The sequence below is a fragment of the Dysgonomonas sp. BGC7 genome (assembly GCF_001261735.1).
Taxonomy (GTDB): domain Bacteria; phylum Bacteroidota; class Bacteroidia; order Bacteroidales; family Dysgonomonadaceae; genus Dysgonomonas.
This window is the reverse complement of the sequence record NZ_CVRP01000009.1, coordinates 115,556-138,415: the sequence shown is the minus strand read 5'-3', so window position 1 is coordinate 138,415 and position 22,860 is coordinate 115,556. Positions and strand designations below refer to the sequence as shown.

Below are 22,860 nucleotides of genomic sequence, written 5' to 3'. Positions count from 1 at the left end.
AATATTGACATATTGCTAAAAAAACGTATCTTTGCACCCTCAAATTATATATATGCAAAATATTAGAAATATTGCAATCATTGCACACGTCGACCACGGCAAAACTACAATCGTCGATAAGATGCTACTTGCCGGACAGCTTTTCAGAGACAACCAATCAACAGGAGAGTTAATTCTTGACAATAATGATTTAGAGCGCGAACGAGGAATAACCATTCTTTCCAAAAACGTTTCAATCAACTATAAAGGGACTAAGATAAACATAATAGATACTCCGGGACACGCCGACTTTGGCGGAGAAGTTGAACGAGTATTAAATATGGCTGACGGATGCCTCCTTTTGGTAGATGCATTCGAAGGTCCTATGCCTCAAACCCGTTTTGTTTTACAAAAGGCAATACAAATGGGACTAAAACCCATTGTTGTTATCAACAAGGTAGACAAACCTAATTGTCGTCCTGACGAAGTCCACGAAATGGTTTTCGACTTGATGTTTAGTTTAGACGCAACCGAAGAACAGTTGGATTTCCCCACCATCTACGGATCGGCCAAACAAGGCTGGATGTCTGACAACTGGACTAAACCGACAGAAGATATAACACCTTTGCTAGATGCTATCATCAAATACATTCCTGCTCCTGAGATCTTGAAAGGTACACCACAAATGCTAATCACGTCTCTCGATTATTCAAAATATGTAGGACGTATCGCCATAGGAAGGGTTCATCGTGGCGAATTAAGAGAGAATATGGATGTATCTCTTTGCAAACGAGATGGCAGCATAATGAAAACCAAGATAAAAGAAATAAATACATTTGAAGGTCTTGGTCGGGCGAAAGTACAAACCGCGGGATGTGGAGATATATGTGCACTTATAGGTATAGAAGGATTTGAAATTGGAGACTCTATTGCAGATATAGAAAACCCGGAACCTCTACCTACCATTGACATTGACGAACCTACTATGTCAATGCTATTCACCATAAATGACTCGCCTTTTTTCGGAAAAGATGGGAAGTATGTAACCTCCCGCCACATACACGATCGCCTAATAAGAGAGCTTGACAGAAATCTTGCACTGCGTGTAGAACTTACAGAAAATGCTGATTCATGGATTGTATACGGACGTGGAATACTTCACCTTTCAGTACTTATAGAAACTATGCGTCGTGAAGGCTACGAACTACAAGTAGGACAGCCAAAAGTGATTATAAAAGAAATTAATGGTACAAAACACGAACCGGTAGAGCAATTAACGATAAACCTTCCGGAAGAATACGCCAGCAAAATTATAGACTTAGTTACCCGCCGTAGAGGAGAATTGACAATGATGGGTAGCAAAAGGGACCGTGTATATCTTGAGTTTACCATACCATCAAGAGGAATCATCGGGCTCAACAATGCAGCACTTACCTTATCGGCAGGAGAAGCTGTTATAGCCCACCGTTTCTTAGAGTTCCAACCTTGGAAAGGAGATATAGACAAGCGGACAAACGGCTCCATTATTGCAAGTGAATCGGGGAATGCGTTTGCATATGCCCTTGACAAGCTTCAGGATAGAGGTAAGTTTTTCGTAGAGCCTCAGACAGATATCTACATGGGACAGATAGTTGGAGAGCATAGTAAAGAAGGTGACTTAGTCGTAAATCTGACCAAGTCGAAAAAGCTGACCAATGTACGCGCCTCAGGTACTGACGACAAAGCGAAATTAGCTCCGGCTATTATATTCAGTCTTGAAGACGCTCTCGAATACATCAAAGAAGATGAATATGTAGAGATAACTCCACACTCTATTCGTTTGCGCAAAATATATCTGGACGAAAACGACCGAAAGAGAATGTCTAAAAATAGCTAATAGATTTATTAGTACAGAAAGCCTTGGTTCCTCAAAAGCTAAGGCTTTTTCTTTTAAAAGTTATCAGACAAAGCTTGTATTATTTGCTCAAAAGTGGTAATATTGTATCTACTCAATCGAATATTTAATACACTTACGCCATGAAAAGATTTCTGCCTTACATAGTGTTACTGTCATTCATTTCTCTGGCATCATGTCAGGCTACCTACTTCTATTCTACGCTTAACTCGCCAAACGACTATGTAGAAAAGGTAGAAAACGGTGACTTCCTTCTCGAAACAGATAGCCTCTGGATTGCATACTGCTTCAAAGGAGAAGGTGCACCCATGCAGATTACAATATACAACAAATTGAACGAACCTCTGCATGTAGACTGGGAACGCTCAGCGATGGTAATAGATGGTATGGCTCATTCATATACAGGAAAGGAAACGCCTTTTCAGGGTAGTCTCGAAAATTTTAGCGTAAGCCATAACACAGACAATAATACATACACCTATTCGGCGGGTAATTTCGGCGGCATAATAGAATCGCCAAACAGAATGAGTTTCGTTTTTCCCGAAACAATGATTTCCAATACTCCCATAAGACTAAATCCCGGCATAAAAGGAATGGAGACTAAATCTTATGAGAATATTCAAATAAATGACGGAGACAATCAGTCCCAAGCACAAAGAATAACATTCGAAGAGAGAGATAGCCCTTTGAAGTTCAAAAGCTATCTGACTCTATATTACAAACCTGACAAACCAATGTATTTTATTCAGGACTTCTATATGGAAGAACTATTAAAAACTCATGTCAAGCCATCCAAATTTGGAGCAAGCATGATAGATAGAGGCGATTTCTTCTACACTATTAAGCCTGCCAACAACAACTACCTTTATGGAACGCTTGCTGTAGTAGGACTAGCCGGAGTCATCATAATGGGTGCATCCATAGACACAGACACTAGCATAGACTACGATCCACCCGCCCCTCCATCTTGGTGGTAAGTTTTCAATAAAAACTTATTGACTCAATAGCTTTACAGCATCCACATATTGCGCAATTCCTTTTGCCACCTGCTTTGCCTCACGCATAGCAAGCACAACCGTTTGAGGGGTGTGCACTACATCTCCTCCGGCAAATACACCTCGGCGGGTAGTCATACCATAAGGATGCTCTTTTGTTATCACGTAGCCACTTTCATTCACTTCTATACCTAAAGAGGTCGATACAATACGGTTTGCCGGTTTAGAACCAATAGCTATCAATACACGATTCATCGGCATCAGCTTCTCTCCTTCTGGAGTTTCCACTCGAATAGCATTCAGTGTATTATTCTCTCCCATGCATTCGATAGTCTTACTCTGCCAAAGGAATTCAACCCCCTCTTCCACTGCTTCATGATACTCTGTTTTCAGAGCCGGAAGAGTTTCTTCAGTTCCCCGATATATGATTTTCACAGAATTAGCCCCCATACGTAAAGCTGTACGGGCGGCATCCATTGCTACATTTCCTGCACCTATAATAGCAACATCTTCACCATCTATCAACGGTACTGCATTACGGCTGATATCTCCATTATTATAAAGATTCACCATCCGTAAGAAGTAAGAAGTCTGCAACACCTTATATAAATTAATTCCCGCTATGTCTAACGTCTTAGGCACCGATGTACCCGACCCGATAAAAACTGCATCAAACTCATGCTCCAACATTTCATCTACAGTCATTTTCTCTCCTATCAGAAAATCATTCATAAAGGTAACACCCAATGCCTCAATTTTCTTTATCTCCCGGCGTACTATGTCTTTTGGCAAGCGATACTCAGGTATCCCATACATCAATACTCCACCCGGTTCTTTCTGCCCTTCAAATACAACCACATTGAATCCACCGCGAGCCAAATCACCGGCTACAGTCAGACCCGCTGGCCCCGAACCCACAATAGCCACTTTTCCTCTCGTCTTAGGTTTCAATCGTTCTTTGATCAGTGACATATCGCTATCAAAATCTGCGATAAACCGTTCCAATTTACCTACTCGCACCGGATTGTCTTTCTTATTTAAGATACAATGTCCCTCACATTGCTTCTCGTGAGGACACACCCTGCCACAGATAGCCGGCAAATTACTTTTTTCGTTAATAATCTGCATAGCAGCTCCGACATTCCCCATCGACAACTGATGAATAAAGCCCGGAATATCGTGTTCGATAGGACAGCCCTGAACACAAAGAGGATTCTTACAATTAAGGCATCGTTTTGCCTCATCAATAGCTTCTTTAGTAGTATAACTTATGTTAGTCTCTGCAAAATTGTCTCTTTTCATAGATTCAAATACGTAAAACTTCTATTTTGTAATGTTGACTTCGCAAAAGTATATATTATTTTGCAAACCCCACATAGCAAAATAGGCATAATATCATTCTGAATAACACTAAAAAGCCCTCAAAAACAACATAACACACAGACAATCAACAAAAAGAAAGTCAATAGAAATTGAAAATAAAAATAAGTCGAATAAGAATTTTAACTAAAAGGTGACAAAAGTTACAGATTTCGTATGCTTTTTCTGCTACTTTTCCGCGATACACCTTCACTCTCATACATAGAATAGATAAAGAAAAAGGGTTTTTATGATACAAAAATAACTAATTTGAATTAACCTCAATCAATTTAAGAGTCAAATCACGAAATGTCTTAATATCTCCAGTTTCAAAAAAGAGAGGTGTTTTCGAAAAAAAACTAAAAAGGTGAGCTAATCCTTTCTTTGGTTTATCTCCTCTTGTTATTTCTATTATATCAAACTGATCGAAAACAACATAACCTTTAGCTAAGATTGTTATTAGCATAATCATTTCAGAAAAATATTTATCTAAATAAGGAGAAAGGGCTGTCGATGGTCTTATCTCGGATACATCTACTCCTTCTTCCTTTAAAGATCTCTTTAATGTAAAGAAAACAGATGAGCTTAAGCATTCTTTACCTAATACTCTCATTGGATAGATATTATCATTTGAAGAATGAGTTACAATTAAGTCACAGACACCTTTTAGTGTCCGTCTGCAAGAAGGTGTCAATACAGACTTCCATTCTTTTTCGGAAGGAGATATTCGGAATTCTTTATTCAAAAAAAGAGATAGCGGCCTCCATGATATAAGATCATTCGCATCTCTCCATTCTGCAATACTTGAATCAAAAGACAACTCAATAAACGGATCTGCTTCGGGATCAAATGGACTAGCAAGTCTATGTTGTTCAACAAATATATTAAGAACATCTTCTGAAGTTAGATTACGATTAAATTCAACCATAATTTCTGTTTTAAAAATGTATTTCCATTTTGAATTACTATTCTCTGCCTAAATTAGTTATTTAATCTGATTTGTCAAAAAACTATTACACATACAAAAGCAACAAATAGACCTATAACCTTAAAAGAAATTGACTATATTTGCACGATAAAAAAAGCAATAAGTCTGGTTATGGAATACAACTTCAAAGAGATTGAAAAACGTTGGCATCAGTATTGGATCGACAACAAAACATATAAAGTTACAGAAGATAAAAACAAACCAAAATATTATGTTCTCGACATGTTTCCTTACCCATCTGGGGCAGGTCTGCATGTAGGACATCCACTAGGATATATAGCATCTGATATTTTTGCCCGTTACAAGCGATTAAAAGGATTCAACGTTTTGCATCCTATGGGTTATGATGCCTATGGACTTCCGGCAGAACAATATGCTATACAGACCGGACAACATCCGGCTATTACCACCAGCCAGAATATAAACCGTTATCGAGAGCAGTTGGACAAAATAGGATTCTCTTTCGACTGGAGCAGAGAAATACAGACTTGTGATCCTAGATATTATAAATGGACACAATGGGCATTTATACAAATGTTCAACAGCTACTACTGCAACGACGAACAGCAGGCACGCCCTATAGCTGAACTTATCGAAGCATTCGGACAATCGGGTACAGATGGTTTAAATGTTGCATGCAGCGAGGAGCTTCAATTTTCGGCCGAAAACTGGAAAGCATATTCTGAAAAAGAAAAACAAGAAATATTACTTAATTATCGTATAGCCTATCGTAGCGAAACCACAGTAAACTGGTGCGCAGCTTTAGGTACAGTATTGGCAAATGACGAAGTTATAAATGGCTTATCGGAACGTGGCGGCTACCCTGTAGAACAACGCCTGATGCGTCAATGGAGTTTGCGCGTGTCGGCTTATGCACAACGTCTGCTTGATGGATTGGATAAGATAGACTGGAGCGATTCTATCAAAGAAACACAGCGCAACTGGATAGGTCGTAGCGAAGGTGCCGAAATGAAATTTAAGGTAAAGGATTCAGATATTGAATTCGAAATATTTACAACACGTGCCGACACTATATTCGGAGTTACTTTTATGGTACTTGCACCCGAAAGCGAATATGTACAGATGGTTACTACTTCGGGTCAAAAAACAGAGGTAGACGCATATCTGGATGCCACCAAACGCCGTACAGAAAGAGACCGCCTGATGGATAAGAAGATTTCGGGAGTTTTCACCGGCTCTTACGCCATCAACCCTCTCAATGGAAAAGAAATTCCTATCTGGATATCAGACTATGTACTAGCCGGATACGGGACAGGAGCTATCATGGCCGTCCCAGGACACGACAGTCGTGACTATGCTTTTGCAAAACATTTCGGTCTGCCTATTATCCCGCTTATAGAAGGCTGTGACATTTCGGAAGAAAGCTTCGATGCCAAAGAAGGTATCATGGTGAATTCCGGATTTTTAAACGGATTGCAGGTAAAAGATGCTATCGAGAAAGCAAGACAATATATCAAAGAAAACAATCTTGGACGCATCAAGGTCAACTACCGTTTGCGTGATGCTATATTCTCTCGTCAACGTTATTGGGGCGAACCATTTCCTGTCTATTACAAAGAAGGACTTCCTTATATGCTTCCTATAGATAAGCTTCCTTTAGAGCTTCCTGAAGTTGATAAATACTTACCGACCGAAACAGGAGAGCCACCATTGGGACGAGCTATCAAATGGGCTTGGGATACAAGCAAAGAAGAGGTTGTTGACACATCGAAGGTAGATAATAAAACTATATTCCCTCTCGAGCTGAATACTATGCCGGGATTTGCAGGCTCGTCTGCTTATTACCTGCACTACATGGATCCGTACAATGACAAAGAGCTGGTATCGAAAGAGAAAGACGAATATTGGCGCAATGTCGATCTATATATAGGAGGAACCGAACATGCTACAGGACACCTTATATACAGTCGTTTCTGGGATAAATTCCTATACGACATAGGCGTTTCGTGTGAAGATGAGCCTTTCAAAAAGCTTATAAATCAAGGTATGATACAGGGACGTAGCAGTCTTGTGTACCGTATCAATGGAACTAATAAGTTTGTATCTGTAAATCTGAAAGACCAATACGAAACAACCGAGATTCATGTGGATGTAAATATCGTAAGCAATGATATTTTAGATATAGATGCATTTAGAGCATGGCGTCCCGAATATGCCGATGTAGAATTTATACTCGAAGACGGCAAATATATATGTGGATGGACTGTAGAAAAAATGGGAAAAAGATACCACAACGTGGTAAACCCTGATGACATTGCAAATAAATATGGAGCAGACACTCTTCGCCTCTACGAAATGTTCTTAGGTCCGTTAGAATTCTCTAAACCTTGGGATATGAATGGAATTGATGGAGTTCATCGTTTCTTGCGCAAGCTGTGGGGATTGTTCTACAAAGCTGACAGCCTTGTTGTATCGGACGAAGAGCCAACTAAAGATGAATTGAAATCGCTACACAAGCTTATAAAGAAAGTTTCGGGCGATATAGAAACCTTCTCGTTCAACACGTCAGTTTCTGCCTCTATGATTTGTGTAAACGAGCTTACCTCTGCCAAATGCAGCAAGAAAGCCGTATTGCAAGAATTAGTTATTGTTTTAGCTCCTTTCGCTCCTTTCATTTGCGAAGAACTTTGGCATGCTTTGGGCAATCCAACTTCTATAACAGAAGCCGAATGGCCTGTATTCAGAGAAGAGTATCTTGTAGAAGATATTGTAAGCTACACTATCTCTTTCAATGGTAAAGCACGTTTCAATATAGAATTTGCTGCCGATACGACAAATGAAGAAATAGAAAAAGTAGTTTTAGCACACCAAAACTCAACTAAATGGATGGAAGGTAAAACTCCTAAAAAGGTGATTATTGTTCCTAAAAAAATAGTAAATATTGTGCTATAATTATATTAACTGAAATATAGCTAAAATCTCGGCTAACAGACTGGCTAAAATCTTATACAATAGAATTTAACTAATTGAAAAAACACATAAATATAAAGTCCATGCCTAAGAGATATTTAAAAGAGTTTTATTGGAAAGACTACGCACTTATATTCGTTGGTCTGGTACTCTACGCTGTTGGTCTGATTGGGTTCATAAAACCTGGAGGTATAGTTACCGGAGGACTCGCCGGTATTGCTCTACTTGTAGAATACGCTACCGATTCGAGGATACCCTTACAGTATACCTATTTTTTGGTAAACTGCGTCCTGCTATTTGTAGCCCTCAAGGTTTTGGGACTAAAGTTTATGGTAAAAACCATTTATGGGGTAATAGTGCTCACATTTCTTCTAACACTTTGCCAAACATACATAACAGAGCCTATTGTAAAGAATGAACCGCTGCTATCAGGTGTTATAGGAGGTATGATGTGTGGTGTCGGCATCGGGCTAGTATTCAGCTCCAATGGTAGCACAGGTGGAACAGATATAGTTGTTGCTCTTATAAATAAATATAAGAATATCGCATTCGGGCGGGGAATGCTATTATGCGACTTTGTTATCATAAGTTGTTCATATTTTGTATTTCAAAACTTCCAAACCATCATATATGGTCTTATAGTAATGGGAGTAATGACATACGCTATAGATATGGTTATAAACGGATTCCGCCAATCAGTACAGATTCTTGTTTTCTCTGAGAAATACGAAACTATAGCCAATGCCATAAACAGCGAACTTCATAGAGGCTGTACTATTCTTGATGGTATGGGCTGGTATACAAAGAGACCAACCAAAGTCATTATAGTGCTGACTAAGCGAACGGAAGCTCTCGATATGTTTCGCCTGATAAAAAGTATCGACGAAAAAGCATTTATTTCACAGAGTACTGTAAGAGGTGTTTATGGTGAAGGGTTTGACAAAATTAGATAGGGTTGAAATACTATTTCGATAAAAAAATAATACTTACAGGAGCCTCTTCCGGTATTGGAAAAGAAGTCCTTGATATTCTATCTTCTATTCAGGGAGTGAAAATTATCGCTGTTGCCCGACACATAGCAAACATACAGGAAATAAAAGACACAATATACCCTTTCTCTGCCGATGTAAGTACGCAGGAGGGAGTGGATAGCATATTCCAATATGCGAAGCAAGTATTTGGCAGAGTAGATATATTTATTGCAAATGCAGGATTTGCATATCTAGAAAGGCTGAATACTCCTGACTGGAAACATATTGAGCACATATACGACCTCAATGTATTCTCTCCAATCTATTCTTTAGAGAAGATGCAAGAACAAGGAGGGGAACAACAAATCGTTTTTGCCTGTACAATATCTGGCGCAGGATTGGCATCGCTACCTGCCTACTCTCTCTACTGTTCGACTAAAGCCGCATTGCACCACTTTATACAAACATACAGGTACGAACAAAGAAAAAACTTACAGATAACAGCTATCTATCCCGTAGCCACACGTACCGCCTTTTTTGACAAGGCAACAGGGGAAAATAACACTCCACTACCCTTTCCTTCTCAAGATGCAAAAGTAGTAGCTAGGAAAATAGTAAAAGGAATTGCCAAAAGAAAGAAGAAGATTTATCCGTCTATCCTTTTCCGTATGTTCTATCCTATTGGCAGAGCCTTTCCTTCTTGTATGAAAATATACTCTTCCTTAGAGAAAAGGAAAGTTTCAAAATGGCTAGACTAAGCTTCTAGCGTCTCATTTTTCTTTTTGTAATATTCATAAAGTTTATAGCCTAATACTCCTATCAGAGAGCCGAAAACTATTCCGCAAAACACATCGAAAGGATAATGCTTTGCAAGATATATCCGACTATATGCCACAGTAGTAGCCCAAAGTATAGCTATCCATCCAAATAGTTTATTGGAGCGAAAAAATAAAAAGAAAAAGACAGCCATAGTAAATGTAGTAGCCGAATGGGAAGAAAAGAAGCTGGAACTGGTACTATACTTTTCTATAGCATGAATAGTATCTCCCCAGTCTGTATTATGTATAGGACGAGGACGACCAATTACGAACTTCACAAGGTTAGTCAATAGTGCACTACAGCCAATAGAAACAAGAAAGAAAACAGTTGCATGCAAATTTCTCTCTCGCCCTCTGAAATATATTATCGCCACCATCGTCAGACATACAACAATCCAACACGGATAAGAACTCAGTACCAGCATTACAGGATCGAGCCAGCCGATATGCTTGCTATTGAGGAAAAGAAACAGTTCCTTATCCCATTCTATAAGTTTGTATAGCATATAAGTAAAAGTTTAGTGTCACAAAGAAAAAACTTTTTAGCTCTAAAACACAAAATATTCAAATCTTTTATATTTTTAGCAAGTATGTGACAGAGAATTCAAACCAACAAGATGGAAATTAAATATATTGGTGTAAATTTGTACCTACAGTATATATGGAAGAAACATTCGACATACACAGAGGGAGTATAAACGATAGCGAGAAAGAATTTGAAAATGCTTTGCGCCCCCTCACCTTCAACAGTTTCAGCGGACAAAGTAAGGTGGTAGAAAACCTTCAGGTATTTGTTACTGCTGCAAAAATGCGTGGAGAGTCTCTCGATCATACGCTGCTGCATGGGCCTCCCGGATTAGGAAAAACAACACTTTCCAATATCATTGCAAATGAATTGGGCGTAGGGTTTAAAATTACTTCAGGCCCTGTTCTCGACAAGCCCGGAGACCTCGCCGGCCTGCTTACCTCGCTAGAACCCAACGATGTATTGTTCATAGACGAAATACACCGCCTTTCTCCTGTAGTAGAAGAATATCTTTACAGTGCAATGGAGGACTATCGTATAGACATAATGATAGACAAAGGGCCTAGTGCCCGCTCTATTCAGATAGAACTCAATCCGTTCACCCTTATTGGGGCAACTACACGTAGCGGACTGCTTACAAGCCCATTACGAGCTCGATTTGGAATCAACCTTCACTTAGAATATTACGATATAGAAACCCTAACCCGAATCATATTACGGTCGGCGGATATATTAAACGTACCAACATCTAACGAAGCTGCTGTAGAAATAGCATCCCGCAGCAGAGGTACTCCCCGTATAGCTAATGCCCTCTTGCGACGTGTCAGGGATTTTGCTCAAGTGAAAGGTTCAGGAAAAATAGATAAAGATATAGCTACATATTCCTTAGAAGCTCTCAATATAGATAAGTACGGATTGGATGAAATAGACAATAAGATATTGCTGATACTCATAGACAAGTTTCAGGGAGGGCCTGTCGGCATTTCTACTATTGCAACAGCATTGGGTGAAGATGGAGGCACAATAGAGGAAGTATATGAACCCTTCCTCATCAAAGAAGGTTTTATGAAACGGACTCCACGAGGACGAGAAGCTACCGAACTGGCATATAAACACCTGGGACGCAAAAGGCAAAGCGAACAGGGTTTCTTGTTTTAGTCTTAGTAATCAACCTATAACGATTTTCTGATTTTGAACTTAGAGTTATTCATAGCAAAACGCATCCATTTTGGAGGAAATAAAGGAGAGAAAAAAGCATCTTCTCCAGCTATAAAAATAGCAATAGCCGGAGTTGCAATAGGCTTGGCGGCTATGATACTGGCACTCTCTATCGTTATTGGGTTCAAAAAGGAAGTTCGCAACAAAGTGGTAGGCTTTGGATCTCATATACAGATAACGAACCTGAACAACAGCAGCAGCTACGAAACACAACCTATATGTGTCGATTCTCAGCTTATATCGCGACTAAAGGCCATAGAAGGAGTAGAACACGTTCAGACTTACTCTACCAAGCCGGGAATAATAAAGACAGATAGCAGCTTTCAGGGTGTCATTTTAAAAGGGGTAGGTGCAGATTACGATTGGAGCTTCTTTGAGCACAATATGGTGAACGGTGACATCATCAATGTAAATGATACCAGCAATACCAATCAAGCTATTTTATCTCAAAACATAGCGAATAAGCTACACCTAAAAACAGGTGATAGCTTTATCTGCTATTTTGTAGGAGAAAAAGTGCGCTATCGCAAATTTACAATAACAGGTATATACAGTACCAATTTCGAGGATTACGACAAATTATTTGTTGTTACTAATATAAATCTTATTCGCAAACTCAACGAATGGGACGAAGACGAAGCAAGTGGTCTGGAGCTTCTGGTAAACGACTACGATAAACTGGATAAAATATACGGAGATGTTTTTCTGAATATGATGGCCTATCGCGATCATAAGGACAACACTCTCCTTTCGAGATCGATAAAAGAACTCAATCCAATGATATTCAGCTGGCTTGATCTGTTAAATATGAATGTGGTTGTAATTATAGTACTAATGTTTGCCATATCTATATTTACAATGATATCGGGACTACTCATTATTATACTCGAACGAACAAATATGATAGGAATGCTAAAGACCTTGGGAGCACGAAACTATAGCATAAGAAAAACTTTTCTCTATGTATCATCTTTTCTTATCCTCAAAGGTATGTTTTATGGCAATTTTATAGCTCTGGCAATCTTACTTATACAGAAATACTTCGGCATAATAAAGCTAGACCCGGATAAGTACTATATGTCTGAAGTCCCTGTAGATATAAATATTGTATATATATTACTACTGAATATAGGTACATTATTTTTCTCAATACTGGCAATGATAGGACCTTCTTATTTGATTGCTAAAATATCACCATCTAAATCTATTAGATTCGAATAAAAAAGGACAGTACCATTCGGTACTGCCCTTTTATCATCTATAATTACTTATTTCTTAGAAATCTTCATCACAAATCCTCCTCCCGGAGCCATTGAAATAGAGAGTTTCCTGTTTGAAGGAATGTCTATAGTTTCTTTTTTGTAATCGCGCGCAGCTTTATCTGCATTTACTCCATCTTTAAACACCTCTGCTTTGAAGTTACCTTCTCCAAGAAAAGATAAATCTAAGTCGAGGCTTCTTGCATCCCAGTTTGTCAAAGAGCCTACATACCAATTACCTCCTTTTTGGCGAGCGATTGATATATATTTTCCAATTTCACCATTTAGAGCAATAGTGTTGTCCCACACAGTAGGTACAGTTGCAATAAATTCGGTACACTCCTTCTCATTCATGTAGTTGGAAGGACTGTCGCAAAGCATATTAAGAGGCGATTCAAAAATTACATATTCTGCCAATTGACGGCAGCGTGTACCCTGACTCATAGCTTCACTCGATACACTTCTGTAATTTGCCTTTGTTGCATTACGCATAGCACCTTGTGTATAGTCTATAGGGCCGGCTACCTGACGGATAAACGGCACAGTAACATCATAAGTTACCATATCCGTTTTGGCATCCCATTTCATTTGCTCAAGCCCAAACACACCTTCAAAGTTGATTACGTTAGGGTATGTACGTTGAAGTCCGGTAGGCTTATAAGTTCCATGAAAATCTAAAAGCATTTTATATCTGGAAGCGATTTCCGCAGCACGATGATGAAAATCGACCATAAGTTGATCATCTCTATCCATAAAGTCAACTTTAAATCCTTTGATACCCATTTCACTATAATGCTTGCATATACCTTCTATATCCTTATTAAAAGCATAGTATCCTGCCCATAGAATAAGACCCACATTCTTTTTTTCGGCATGAGCTACCAAATCTTTAAGATCTATTTCTGGAATCACCTGATATAAGTCAGCCTTTTTGTTCACAGCCCATCCTTCATCCAGAATAACATATTCTATACCATGCTCAGAAGCAAAATCAATATAATATTTATATGTTTCATTATTTATTCCCGATTTGAAATCTACACCATAAAGATTCCATGTATTCCACCAATCCCATGCTACCTTTCCCGGTTTAATCCAGGAATAATCAGTACCCTGCGTTGGGGTTGCTAATTTATAAACCATATCACTATTAGCTAGTTCAGAGTCTTTCTCTGTAACAATAACCGCACGCCAAGGAAAATTTGTAGCTCCATCAAGCTTTGCTATATAGGGTTCACGAGACTGCACTTCTCCTTGTAGAAGGTTATGTCCTCCTTGTTTTATATCTTTAGGAAACGGAGCAAAAACACCTGACAGGCTTTTTCCACCTTTATTATTATACAAATACATTCCCGGATAATTGAGCAGGTCGGCTTCTACAATACACACCTTCTTACCATTTGCACCCTCTACGACCAAAGGAAGGAATGCAAGACGATTCTTTTCCCATTCCGACAGTTTTACATGACTATATATATTCTCAAAAGAATTATAAAACTGAATATCAAATAATCTATCTGCATCAGCCTCCCCTTCTCTCTTTGTTTTATTATCTCTTACATAAGGAATAAAAGCTTTTGTGTCTGCCGGAAAATTAAAATCAGCCTGCTCCGATTCCACCTCAAAAGACTTCTTCGAAGAAGAAACAAAACGGTAAGCAACACCATCATTATAGGCTCTAAAAACAATATTATAATCTCCTTTAAATTTAAGATTAAGCTCATTGTAATTCTCAGAGATCTTACTTCGCTTATAAATTACAGCATCAATAGTCTGATTAACAGTCTTTGTCGAAGATCCTGAGAGTTTTGGATTTATTCCATAAGAATTTCCGCCAACCAGAGTCATCGAAATAGGAGACTTTGCCAGCATAAGGTCACCATTGTGAGAAACTGAATATTCCACAGTCTTGTCCACTGTGATATTTGTTTCCAATTTTCCATCAGGCGATTTTAAAGAGAATTGTTTCTGGGCATTGCTTGTCACTGATAAGCACAGAAAAATGCTAAAGAGTGACAAAAGAGTTAGATTCTTCCTTTTCATGTTTTTTTAGTTCTTTTTAGGTTATAAACAATTAAATATCAATCAATACTGATAGCCTGTTTTTTTCAGAATATCATTCGGATTATTAATTGGAATCAGAGTGAAAGACCAGTTATACTCCTTATTTGCCGGAATATTATATCCAGGCTCAGGTCTGGCTCCCCAGCTATTGTATCCGGCCACTCCCGATTGCTTCATATCCACACATACTTCAACATAGTTTCGAGGAACGATATCTATTTCATGTGTTTGTTTACGAAGTACATCTTTAGCTGCTGCATAATCCTTATTTGCAATTTCGTCAGGAGACATATTCCGCCATTGATAGTCTACATCAGATTCCTGACAATCAAAATCTTCCACAGAATTCCTTAAGGCATTAAAACCAATCTTCTCTCCTGCCTCAATAAGCAAGCCTCTACCATTACCTTGATTGAGAGCAACCCAACGAGTATCCATATGATGCCCGTTTTCCTGAGGACGTACATATGGATAATACATATCATCGGCAGTTGTTTTATACCAGCCTACAAGAGTCCCTTTATACCTGTCGAGGTAATTTTCTTCAGGGCCCCGTCCTAGATATTGTACCTGATTCATCATTGCTGGCAGACGGAATCGCACACCAATACGAGGAACCTCCAGTTTAGAGGTGGCGACTCTCTGCTTATCTCTTTCTCCACTATCAGACTGTGTAGCCTCTTTGGCTTCCGCTGTCAACTCTGCCGTTGCTTCTTCCGCTGTAGCGGCTGTAAATCTAAGATTTGCATTTACCACCCCCGATGGAAATATCTTGTAACTGACAATGTAATCGTTACCTGCAGGCAATTCATAAGTAATATTCATCTGTGCATTTCCCTGCTCATCTATAGTAACATCCGCTTTTGCGACTTCAAAGTTCCTACTCGATGTTTTCCATATTTGCAAGCGCTTAGGTGCGCCATTACCATAATCGTTATCGTTAGGTGCCCGCCAAAAATTAGGCTGAATACCAAATCCTTCTGCAAAATATTCGTTACCATCTACCTTGTATGAAGTAACAATACCTTGTTTCTTATCAAAAACAAAATTTACTTTTTGAGAGCTGACTATTAATTCTTCGGACGAATCGTAAATGAATAATTGGGGGCCATTAGGATTTTTATAAGCAACTTTTTCGGTTTTTACAGGTAGCTCAAACTGATCGTAGGCTACAATATACCCAAGAGGAACAAGTGGTTCTTCAACTTTGGAAATAACCTCAAAATTTACAAAATATTCAGTTCTCGGTTTAGATTTCAGTTGAGCCATAGGAATAGTAACAATTACCGAGTCTTGAGGAGCCAGACTTAGAGGAAGTACAGTTTCTTTTACGATCTTTCCATTCTCAATCAACTTATACTTTACTGTGTAGTCTGACAAATCGGAAAAGTAAAATCTATTTTTGATTTTTATTTGTCCTTTACTAAGGTCTTCGACATAGAAACCTACATTCTGATGGGTATACTTAACTTCTGCCATAGCCGGGTGCGGCTGTTGATCGGGTCCTACAATTCCATCAGCAACAAAGTTTCCATCCGAAGGCTGATCTTTCCCAAAATCACCACCATAAGCCCAATAATACTTCCCTTCTTTATTCTTTATTTTCACAGCATGGTCTATCCATTCCCAGATATACCCCCCTTGCAGATTTGGATACTTATAAATTTCGACCCACTGATCGTACAAGTTCCCATTAGAATTGCCCATAGCGTGCGAATACTCAGATGGCACATAAGGGCGATTGTTCATATGATCGCTTCGACGCCCATTCTTTCCATAATATTCAAACGATTTTGCCGAAGGATATTGAGGGACAATCATATCGGTATTCCACTCTTCCAAAGATCTTTCATAATTGACCGGACGTGCCATCAGATCTTTATCCAAATTTTTGAGAAGTGTATAAGCATTATAAAAATTATATCCATTGCCAGCCTCGTTGCCTAACGACCAGATAGTAAGAGAGGCATAGTTCTTATTGCGCTCAAACATGTTACGAATACGAGACAGATGACTTTCCAAATAATCAGGATTATGCCCCAGAGTTCCACGTTTCTTACCATCAATATGTCCCACAGCACCCTTACGCATATCATCTTGATATATTGTATAATACATGCCATGAGATTCTATATTGGCTTCATCATATACGTAAAGACCATATAAATCACACATTTCGTAAAATTTACGATCTTGCGGGTAATGGCTAAGACGCACAGAGTTTATATTGTTGAGTTTCATTAACTCAAAATTTCTTCGCATCTGCTCGGGAGTCACATAATGTCCTGCTTCGGATGTTTCGTGGATGTTAGTTCCTTTCAGTTTTATTGGTTGTCCGTTGACAAAGAACAAACGAAGGGGCTTCTTATTCACTATTATATCTGTGTCTTTGATTTCTATCTTACGAAATCCCACTCTGAAAGGAACTGCTTCGATAACATTTCCATTCTCTTCTATAGACATAATTAATTTATACAGATTCGGATGTTCGGAAGTCCATGTTGAAACATTCTTTACGACATATTCAAAATCGACCGTTTGCAGACTATTCGGGTCTAACTTAACTGCTTTTGAAGAGGAAGTTACGACCTTCCCTCCTTTATCGATTAGTTGATATTCTACTATAACACCTTTTTCTAAAGCTGATGAGTTTTTTAAATCAATTCCAAGATTGAAGATACCATCTTTATAGCTTTCGTTGAGAGTAGATATAATACGAAAATCTTTTATAGCAGTTTTGGGCTGCGACCAGATAAATATATCTCTTTCTATTCCGCTCATCCGTAAAAAATCCTGACACTCGAGCCAAGAACCAGTACTCCAGCGAAGTATTTTCAGAGTCAGTACATTTTTCCCGGCTTTTATATAAGAGTTCAGCAAAAATTCGGCAGGGTCTTTCGAGTCTTCACTATAACCAATTTCTTTCCCATTAATATACACATACACTCCGGACTTAGCTCCGGCAATATGTAGGAAAATATCGCGGCTTAACCAATCGGAAGGGATATCTATATCACGACGATATACGCCAACAGGATTATCTTCAGGCAAAAGAGGCGGAGTAGGATTGTATGTTGCAAATTCGTACGGCTGATTTACATAATAAGCCTCTCCAAATCCCTGTAATTCCCAATTACCCGGAACTTTTATATCATTCCATGTACTCGCATCAGTAGCAGGATCAGTAATGTTAACAGGTAATTTTTTATAACTATCTACGAAATAAAATTTCCATGTTCCATTTAGTAAGTAGAAGTGCTTACTTATATTATAATCAGTATAAGAATTATCTATAGATTTAGTAGCATCATCTACACTTGAATAACTCATAAATGTAGTACGTGGAACTTCTTTATTAACTGCCACTACATTTATATCCTTCCAAAAAGGAACGTTATTTTGAGCCAACAGATTTGAGAAGAACACAAATTGAAGCAAAAAGCAAATTCCTCCTATAAATTGTTTCATGCAATGATTTATTTTAAAATTTAAAGTTATCGGGACTTCTTTTAAAAGTCTATATTTAGCAAAAACCGGGAACTACTTCCTTCGTAATTCCCGGATTTATAAATTCTAGTATATGAACCCAGTTACCTAGACACAAGTTTTTATTAAATAAAAGAGATTTTATTGAGCAAATTTCAACTCTTTAAGTTTATTCCATGCACCTCGCGTAAAATCAGGTATTTCTACAGGTGCGCTATTATTGTCTAACGACTTCTCTGTAAGAGGTATTAAGCTACACCATTCGGCAAGGTCATACACATCCATATCTAAAGGAAGACCTTTTTGCAGACAGTAGATCAAACGATAATCCATTACGAAGTCCATTCCACCATGACCTCCAACTTTCTTAGCTGTCTCCTCTATCTCTTTCACTATCGGATGTTTATATTTCTCCATTAGAGCTGCCTTAACATCGTCGGGAACGAAAGAGTGCGTAGTAAGATTTTCGTGGTTGGCTGTCAACGAAGGGTCTAGAGATTCTGCACCAAGAGCATAACCTGTAACAGGATATTTATTTGCAAAGCCTTTAGTTCCTGTCAGCTGATACATTCTATTATATGGACGAGGTGATGTTATATTATGTTCTATCAATATAGATTTTCCATTTTCAGTTCTTATCAATGTGGATGTATGATCTCCATTGCGGAAGTCTTTAACTTCTTCTCCTCTCTTTTCTTTCAGAAATTGGGGATTACCAACGGCTTTAGTATCTACTGAAACCAGATAATTCAGTTTGTCTCCACGATGTATATTCATTGCTTGGCAAACAGGACCTAAACCATGTGTAGGATAAACATCTCCACGATGATTCTTATTGAAGTCCATACGCCAATCGTTCCAATATTCATCCCAATATGGCTGTAGCCCATGAATATAAGCACCTTCTCCATGTATTACATCTCCTAACAAGCCTTGTTGTACCATATTTAATGTAGTAAGCTCGAAGAAGTCATACACACAGTTTTCAAGTTGCATACAATGTTTACGAGTCTTTTCCGATGTGTTAATTAACCCCCAGATCTCATCCATATTCATTGCAGCAGGTACTTCTATAGCTACATGCTTACCATCGTTCATAGCCTGTATACCTATAGTTGCATGGCTTTTCCAGTCTGTGGCTACATAAATAAGATCGACATTGGGCAATGCTGTCACTTTGCGCCACACTGTAGTATCTCCATAAAACTCCTGTGCTTTAGGGAAGCCTCGCTCCTCAAGCATTTTATTTACTTTCTCAGTATTCTTTTGTTCTACATCACACAAGGCAACAATCTCTACACCCGGTATATGCGTCATACGGCTTACAGCTCCGGGACCACGCATTCCCAATCCAATAAAGGCAACACGTACAACAGGTAGAGGGTCGGTTTTCAGTTCAAGCACATCTGTTTGTCCCGCTGTACGCTCAGGTACAGGAGTCGAAATAATGTTACTCTCTTCTTTTGGAGACTGTGTACAGCTAAAAAAAAGCAAACATACAGCCAACAATGGTAATAGTTTTTTCATAATTGTGAGTTAGATTATTTATTACTCAAGCTATCAACAGCTTGTCTTACTATTTTGCACATTTCATCGTAGTTATCTTCCATAGATTGCAACAATTTATATTGTGCATGCGTACGCACCAGATTATGCTTATCTGATTTTACTTTATAATAATTATCTCCATCTATATAATCCATCAAAAATCTTAGAATCTGCTCGAAAGTAATATATTTAGCAGAGAAAGCCAGATTTTCAATCTCGGCAGGAGTCAGGAAAGATATTGTTTCTGAAAGATAGCCTTTGGTATATCCTTCAAAAATATCCATTTTGATATATACATTATCAAGATTTTCATCATCCTCTTTTCCGGCATTCGTATACGAACGGATAGCATCTCCATAGTCATTAAGGCAAATACTGCTCAGCACAGTATCCAAATCTATGACACAAAGAACATTACCTTGCTGATCGAATAATATGTTGCTTATTTTTGTATCGTTGTGTGTTACTCTTGTTGGTATTTCTCCCGTTTCAGCTTTCTTCCACAGGGCGAGCATTTCTTCTCTACGGCTCTCTATCCACTCTATTTCTTCTTTCACTTCCGCTTTTCGTCCTACAGGATCTTTTTTCAAGATATCATCCCATTGCTGAAAACGAAATCTCATATTGTGAAATCCAGGCAGTATATCTGCTAATGGCTCCTTCATGTCTGCCAGCATTGCCTGAAACAATCCTATTCCTTTTCCACCTTGAGCAGCCAATTCAGGTGAATCTGCATACTGATAGGTAACTGTATCTTCGACAAACAAACATGCAGCCCAATATTCATCATTTTCGTCCTTATAGTACAACTTACCATCTACTGTAGGGGTTACTGTCAAAGCTTCACGCATTGGATCACCACCTTTCTCAATAATCTTCTTTTTGAGATGTGTTGTTACTTTATATATATTATCCATCATTGCAGGCACATCCTGAAAGATAGTTTTATTTTTACGTTGTAAAATGTAATTGGGGCTATCACCTTCTGTTTCTATAAAAAATGTGTCATTAATAAGACCTTCCCCCAATGAGCGTATCTCTTTAACGATACCTTCGATGACAAAGTGCTTTTCGATATTTGCTGGTAGAGCAATCATAAGTTGAAAATTAATTATTAGGTTAAAATATATATGTTTTAAGTATTATCCCTGTGTTTTATATAGAATGACAACGAAGATAACCCTTTCATTTTTAAAAATATCGCATTATTTTAAAAAAATAACTTTCAGATGTTATTATATCTTTATTAATTCTCTTTTAGACGAATAATACATTATTAAATACAAAAAGGCACTAGCATCCAGCACCTTTTATTTTATTATAAGCTATCTTTCCCGAAAGCTTATCTATAGTAAATCAATACATTTCTCAAGTTGTACACTTCTCGAACCTTTCAGCAGAATATAACTATCCTGTAATGGATGAGACAATAAGTAGTCTTGTAAACCATCCATATTCTTGAAGCGGGGAATATCAGTTTTAATGCGACTAAAATTATCGCCGACAAGCATCGCTGCATCAAAATTATGATGTGATATATAATCCGCTATCTTCTGATGCTCCATATCAGTATCGGGGCCGAGTTCTTTCATATCACCAAGAATCAAAACCTTACGGCTGACATCCATATGATCAAAATTGACTAATGCTGCATACATACTTGTCGGATTGGCGTTATAGGCATCAATAATAAGCATATTCTTGTCTGTTTTCTTCAACTGAGAGCGATTGTTTGTTGGCTCGTACCCTTCTATCGCCTTACAAATCAAAGAGGCATTTATTCCCAAATACTTACCAACAGTTATTGCGGCCAGTGCATTCGAAAGATTGTAATCTCCGATCAACTTTGTTTTAACCTTATTTTTCTTACCGCCAAATCTCCATTCAAATTCGAGATATGGATTTGTTGACAACACTTTACCTGAAATAAACAAATCATCATTCAGACCATAGTATATAGATGTTATTCCCTCTGCCATTTCGCGAAGCAAAGAATTATCGAAGTCTATGAATATTTTTCCATCTCTGGTTCCACGTATATATTCATACAATTCTCCTTTGGCTTTTATCACATTTTCATATGAGCCAAACCCTTCTATATGCGCATGTCCTATATTCGTGATTAAACCATAATTCGGTTGTGCTATATCTGAGAGGAATTTAATTTCTCCAACATGGCTGGCTCCCATTTCCACAACTGCGATTTCATGCTCCTTCTTTATTCTAAGTAAGGTAAGAGGTACTCCAATATGATTATTAAGGTTTCCTCTTGTAGATACAACATTATATTCCTGAGACAAAACAGAAGTTATCAACTCCTTCGTGGTGGTTTTTCCATTTGTGCCTGTTATACCTATTACAGGCGTCTTTATGTGCTTGCGATGATAACGGGCTAATTCCTGCAACGTGACCAAAGCATCTTCTACCAAAATAATATTGGGACGCGTGGCATATTTTTCTTCATCCACAACAGCATAACTACAACCGCTGTCAATAGCCTTTTCCGCATATTCATTTCCATTAAAATTGGCTCCTTTAAGAGCAAAAAAGATAGAATCTTTGGGGGCATTGCGGGTATCTGTAGAAACTTCGGGGTACTGCTTATAAAGCTTATATAATTCAGCTATCTCCATAGATTTGCTAAAAAAGAATATTTAATAAAACGACTATCTGATTGTATTTTTGGCATTCCTCCCTATTTTTAAGCCCTGCCTAAGGCTATACGAATATAGTGCTAATAATTCACATCACGCACTGTCTTAACTTTTTTTACTTTATATCTTTTCGAGGCGAAAAAGATACCACAATCATGGTATAAAAATAC

The 22,860-nt window shown here is 38.2% G+C and carries 15 protein-coding genes; 7 read left to right on the top strand and 8 right to left on the bottom strand.

Going from position 1 to position 22,860, the window contains the following annotated elements; all coding sequences use genetic code 11:
• Positions 1-52 precede the first annotated feature (52 nt).
• Together typA and BGC7_RS09160 are read left to right on the top strand one after the other, a co-directional pair.
• Positions 53-1,855, top strand: a complete 1,803-nt coding sequence (gene typA, locus BGC7_RS09165; protein ID WP_050701281.1) for a translational GTPase TypA — start codon at positions 53-55, stop codon at positions 1,853-1,855.
• A 140-nt stretch (positions 1,856-1,995) separates the two neighbouring features.
• On the top strand, positions 1,996-2,850 hold the full coding sequence (locus BGC7_RS09160; RefSeq protein WP_050701280.1) for a hypothetical protein: 855 nt from the start codon (positions 1,996-1,998) through the stop codon (positions 2,848-2,850).
• Between the two features lie 15 nt (positions 2,851-2,865).
• Here BGC7_RS09160 and BGC7_RS09155 read toward each other — a convergent pair whose 3' ends face one another.
• Positions 2,866-4,170 (bottom strand): NAD(P)-dependent oxidoreductase, encoded by a 1,305-nt coding sequence (locus tag BGC7_RS09155; protein WP_050701279.1) that lies wholly within the window; start codon positions 4,168-4,170, stop codon positions 2,866-2,868.
• Between the two features lie 322 nt (positions 4,171-4,492).
• The gene (locus BGC7_RS09150; RefSeq protein WP_050701278.1) at positions 4,493-5,155 is read right to left on the bottom strand and encodes a hypothetical protein; all 663 of its coding nucleotides are present in this window, start codon (positions 5,153-5,155) and stop codon (positions 4,493-4,495) included.
• 171 nt (positions 5,156-5,326) lie between these two features.
• Here BGC7_RS09150 and leuS point away from each other — a divergent pair, with 171 nt between their 5' ends.
• The 3 genes from leuS to BGC7_RS09135 all read left to right on the top strand — a co-directional run bounded on the left by leuS (position 5,327) and on the right by BGC7_RS09135 (position 9,875).
• Complete coding sequence (gene leuS / locus BGC7_RS09145; protein WP_050701277.1) at positions 5,327-8,128, top strand: leucine--tRNA ligase; 2,802 nt, start codon at positions 5,327-5,329, stop codon at positions 8,126-8,128.
• Between the two features lie 101 nt (positions 8,129-8,229).
• Positions 8,230-9,099 carry a YitT family protein gene (locus BGC7_RS09140; RefSeq protein WP_050701276.1) on the top strand — a complete coding sequence of 290 codons (870 nt, stop codon included), beginning with the start codon at positions 8,230-8,232 and terminating at the stop codon, positions 9,097-9,099.
• A gap of 2 nt (positions 9,100-9,101) precedes the next feature.
• Complete coding sequence (locus tag BGC7_RS09135; protein WP_050701275.1) at positions 9,102-9,875, top strand: SDR family NAD(P)-dependent oxidoreductase; 774 nt, start codon at positions 9,102-9,104, stop codon at positions 9,873-9,875.
• On the opposite strand, the gene BGC7_RS09130 is transcribed toward BGC7_RS09135, so the two are convergent.
• Positions 9,872-10,441, bottom strand: a complete 570-nt coding sequence (locus BGC7_RS09130) for a phosphatase PAP2 family protein (RefSeq protein WP_050701274.1) — start codon at positions 10,439-10,441, stop codon at positions 9,872-9,874. The genes BGC7_RS09135 and BGC7_RS09130 overlap by 4 nt on opposite strands.
• Before the next feature lie 155 nt (positions 10,442-10,596).
• Here BGC7_RS09130 and ruvB point away from each other — a divergent pair, with 155 nt between their 5' ends.
• Entirely contained in the window at positions 10,597-11,619 is a 1,023-nt protein-coding gene (gene ruvB / locus BGC7_RS09125) for a Holliday junction branch migration DNA helicase RuvB (RefSeq protein ID WP_050701273.1), read from the top strand.
• Between the two features lie 33 nt (positions 11,620-11,652).
• The gene (locus BGC7_RS09120; protein WP_050701272.1) at positions 11,653-12,900 is read left to right on the top strand and encodes an ABC transporter permease; all 1,248 of its coding nucleotides are present in this window, start codon (positions 11,653-11,655) and stop codon (positions 12,898-12,900) included.
• Positions 12,901-12,947: 47 nt separating this feature from the next.
• On the opposite strand, the gene BGC7_RS09115 is transcribed toward BGC7_RS09120, so the two are convergent.
• The 5 genes from BGC7_RS09115 to murF form a co-directional block, all read right to left on the bottom strand.
• Positions 12,948-14,981: a glycoside hydrolase family 97 protein gene (locus BGC7_RS09115; RefSeq protein ID WP_050701271.1), complete on the bottom strand. Its 2,034-nt coding sequence runs from the start codon at positions 14,979-14,981 to the stop codon at positions 12,948-12,950.
• 42 nt (positions 14,982-15,023) lie between these two features.
• Positions 15,024-18,470, bottom strand: coding sequence for a glycoside hydrolase family 2 TIM barrel-domain containing protein (locus tag BGC7_RS09110; protein WP_050701270.1), 3,447 nt, complete (start codon positions 18,468-18,470; stop codon positions 15,024-15,026).
• Between the two features lie 159 nt (positions 18,471-18,629).
• Positions 18,630-20,015: a Gfo/Idh/MocA family protein gene (locus tag BGC7_RS09105; RefSeq protein WP_050701269.1), complete on the bottom strand. Its 1,386-nt coding sequence runs from the start codon at positions 20,013-20,015 to the stop codon at positions 18,630-18,632.
• A 14-nt stretch (positions 20,016-20,029) separates the two neighbouring features.
• Complete coding sequence (locus tag BGC7_RS09100) at positions 20,030-21,133, bottom strand: phosphotransferase enzyme family protein (protein WP_050701268.1); 1,104 nt, start codon at positions 21,131-21,133, stop codon at positions 20,030-20,032.
• A gap of 249 nt (positions 21,134-21,382) precedes the next feature.
• Positions 21,383-22,669 carry a UDP-N-acetylmuramoyl-tripeptide--D-alanyl-D-alanine ligase gene (gene murF, locus BGC7_RS09095; protein WP_050701267.1) on the bottom strand — a complete coding sequence of 429 codons (1,287 nt, stop codon included), beginning with the start codon at positions 22,667-22,669 and terminating at the stop codon, positions 21,383-21,385.
• Positions 22,670-22,860: the final 191 nt, after the last annotated feature.

What these genes read in the sequence shown, in the direction of transcription:
- typA (WP_050701281.1), top strand. Translation starts at nt 53, where the DNA reads ATGCAAAATATTAGAAATATTGCAATCATTGCACACGTCGACCACGGC.
- BGC7_RS09160 (WP_050701280.1), top strand. Translation starts at nt 1,996, where the DNA reads ATGAAAAGATTTCTGCCTTACATAGTGTTACTGTCATTCATTTCTCTG.
- BGC7_RS09155 (WP_050701279.1), bottom strand. Translation starts at nt 4,170, where the DNA reads ATGAAAAGAGACAATTTTGCAGAGACTAACATAAGTTATACTACTAAA.
- BGC7_RS09150 (WP_050701278.1), bottom strand. Translation starts at nt 5,155, where the DNA reads ATGGTTGAATTTAATCGTAATCTAACTTCAGAAGATGTTCTTAATATA.
- leuS (WP_050701277.1), top strand. Translation starts at nt 5,327, where the DNA reads ATGGAATACAACTTCAAAGAGATTGAAAAACGTTGGCATCAGTATTGG.
- BGC7_RS09140 (WP_050701276.1), top strand. Translation starts at nt 8,230, where the DNA reads ATGCCTAAGAGATATTTAAAAGAGTTTTATTGGAAAGACTACGCACTT.
- BGC7_RS09130 (WP_050701274.1), bottom strand. Translation starts at nt 10,441, where the DNA reads ATGCTATACAAACTTATAGAATGGGATAAGGAACTGTTTCTTTTCCTC.
- ruvB (WP_050701273.1), top strand. Translation starts at nt 10,597, where the DNA reads ATGGAAGAAACATTCGACATACACAGAGGGAGTATAAACGATAGCGAG.
- BGC7_RS09115 (WP_050701271.1), bottom strand. Translation starts at nt 14,981, where the DNA reads ATGAAAAGGAAGAATCTAACTCTTTTGTCACTCTTTAGCATTTTTCTG.
- BGC7_RS09110 (WP_050701270.1), bottom strand. Translation starts at nt 18,470, where the DNA reads ATGAAACAATTTATAGGAGGAATTTGCTTTTTGCTTCAATTTGTGTTC.
- BGC7_RS09105 (WP_050701269.1), bottom strand. Translation starts at nt 20,015, where the DNA reads ATGAAAAAACTATTACCATTGTTGGCTGTATGTTTGCTTTTTTTTAGC.
- BGC7_RS09100 (WP_050701268.1), bottom strand. Translation starts at nt 21,133, where the DNA reads ATGATTGCTCTACCAGCAAATATCGAAAAGCACTTTGTCATCGAAGGT.
- murF (WP_050701267.1), bottom strand. Translation starts at nt 22,669, where the DNA reads ATGGAGATAGCTGAATTATATAAGCTTTATAAGCAGTACCCCGAAGTT.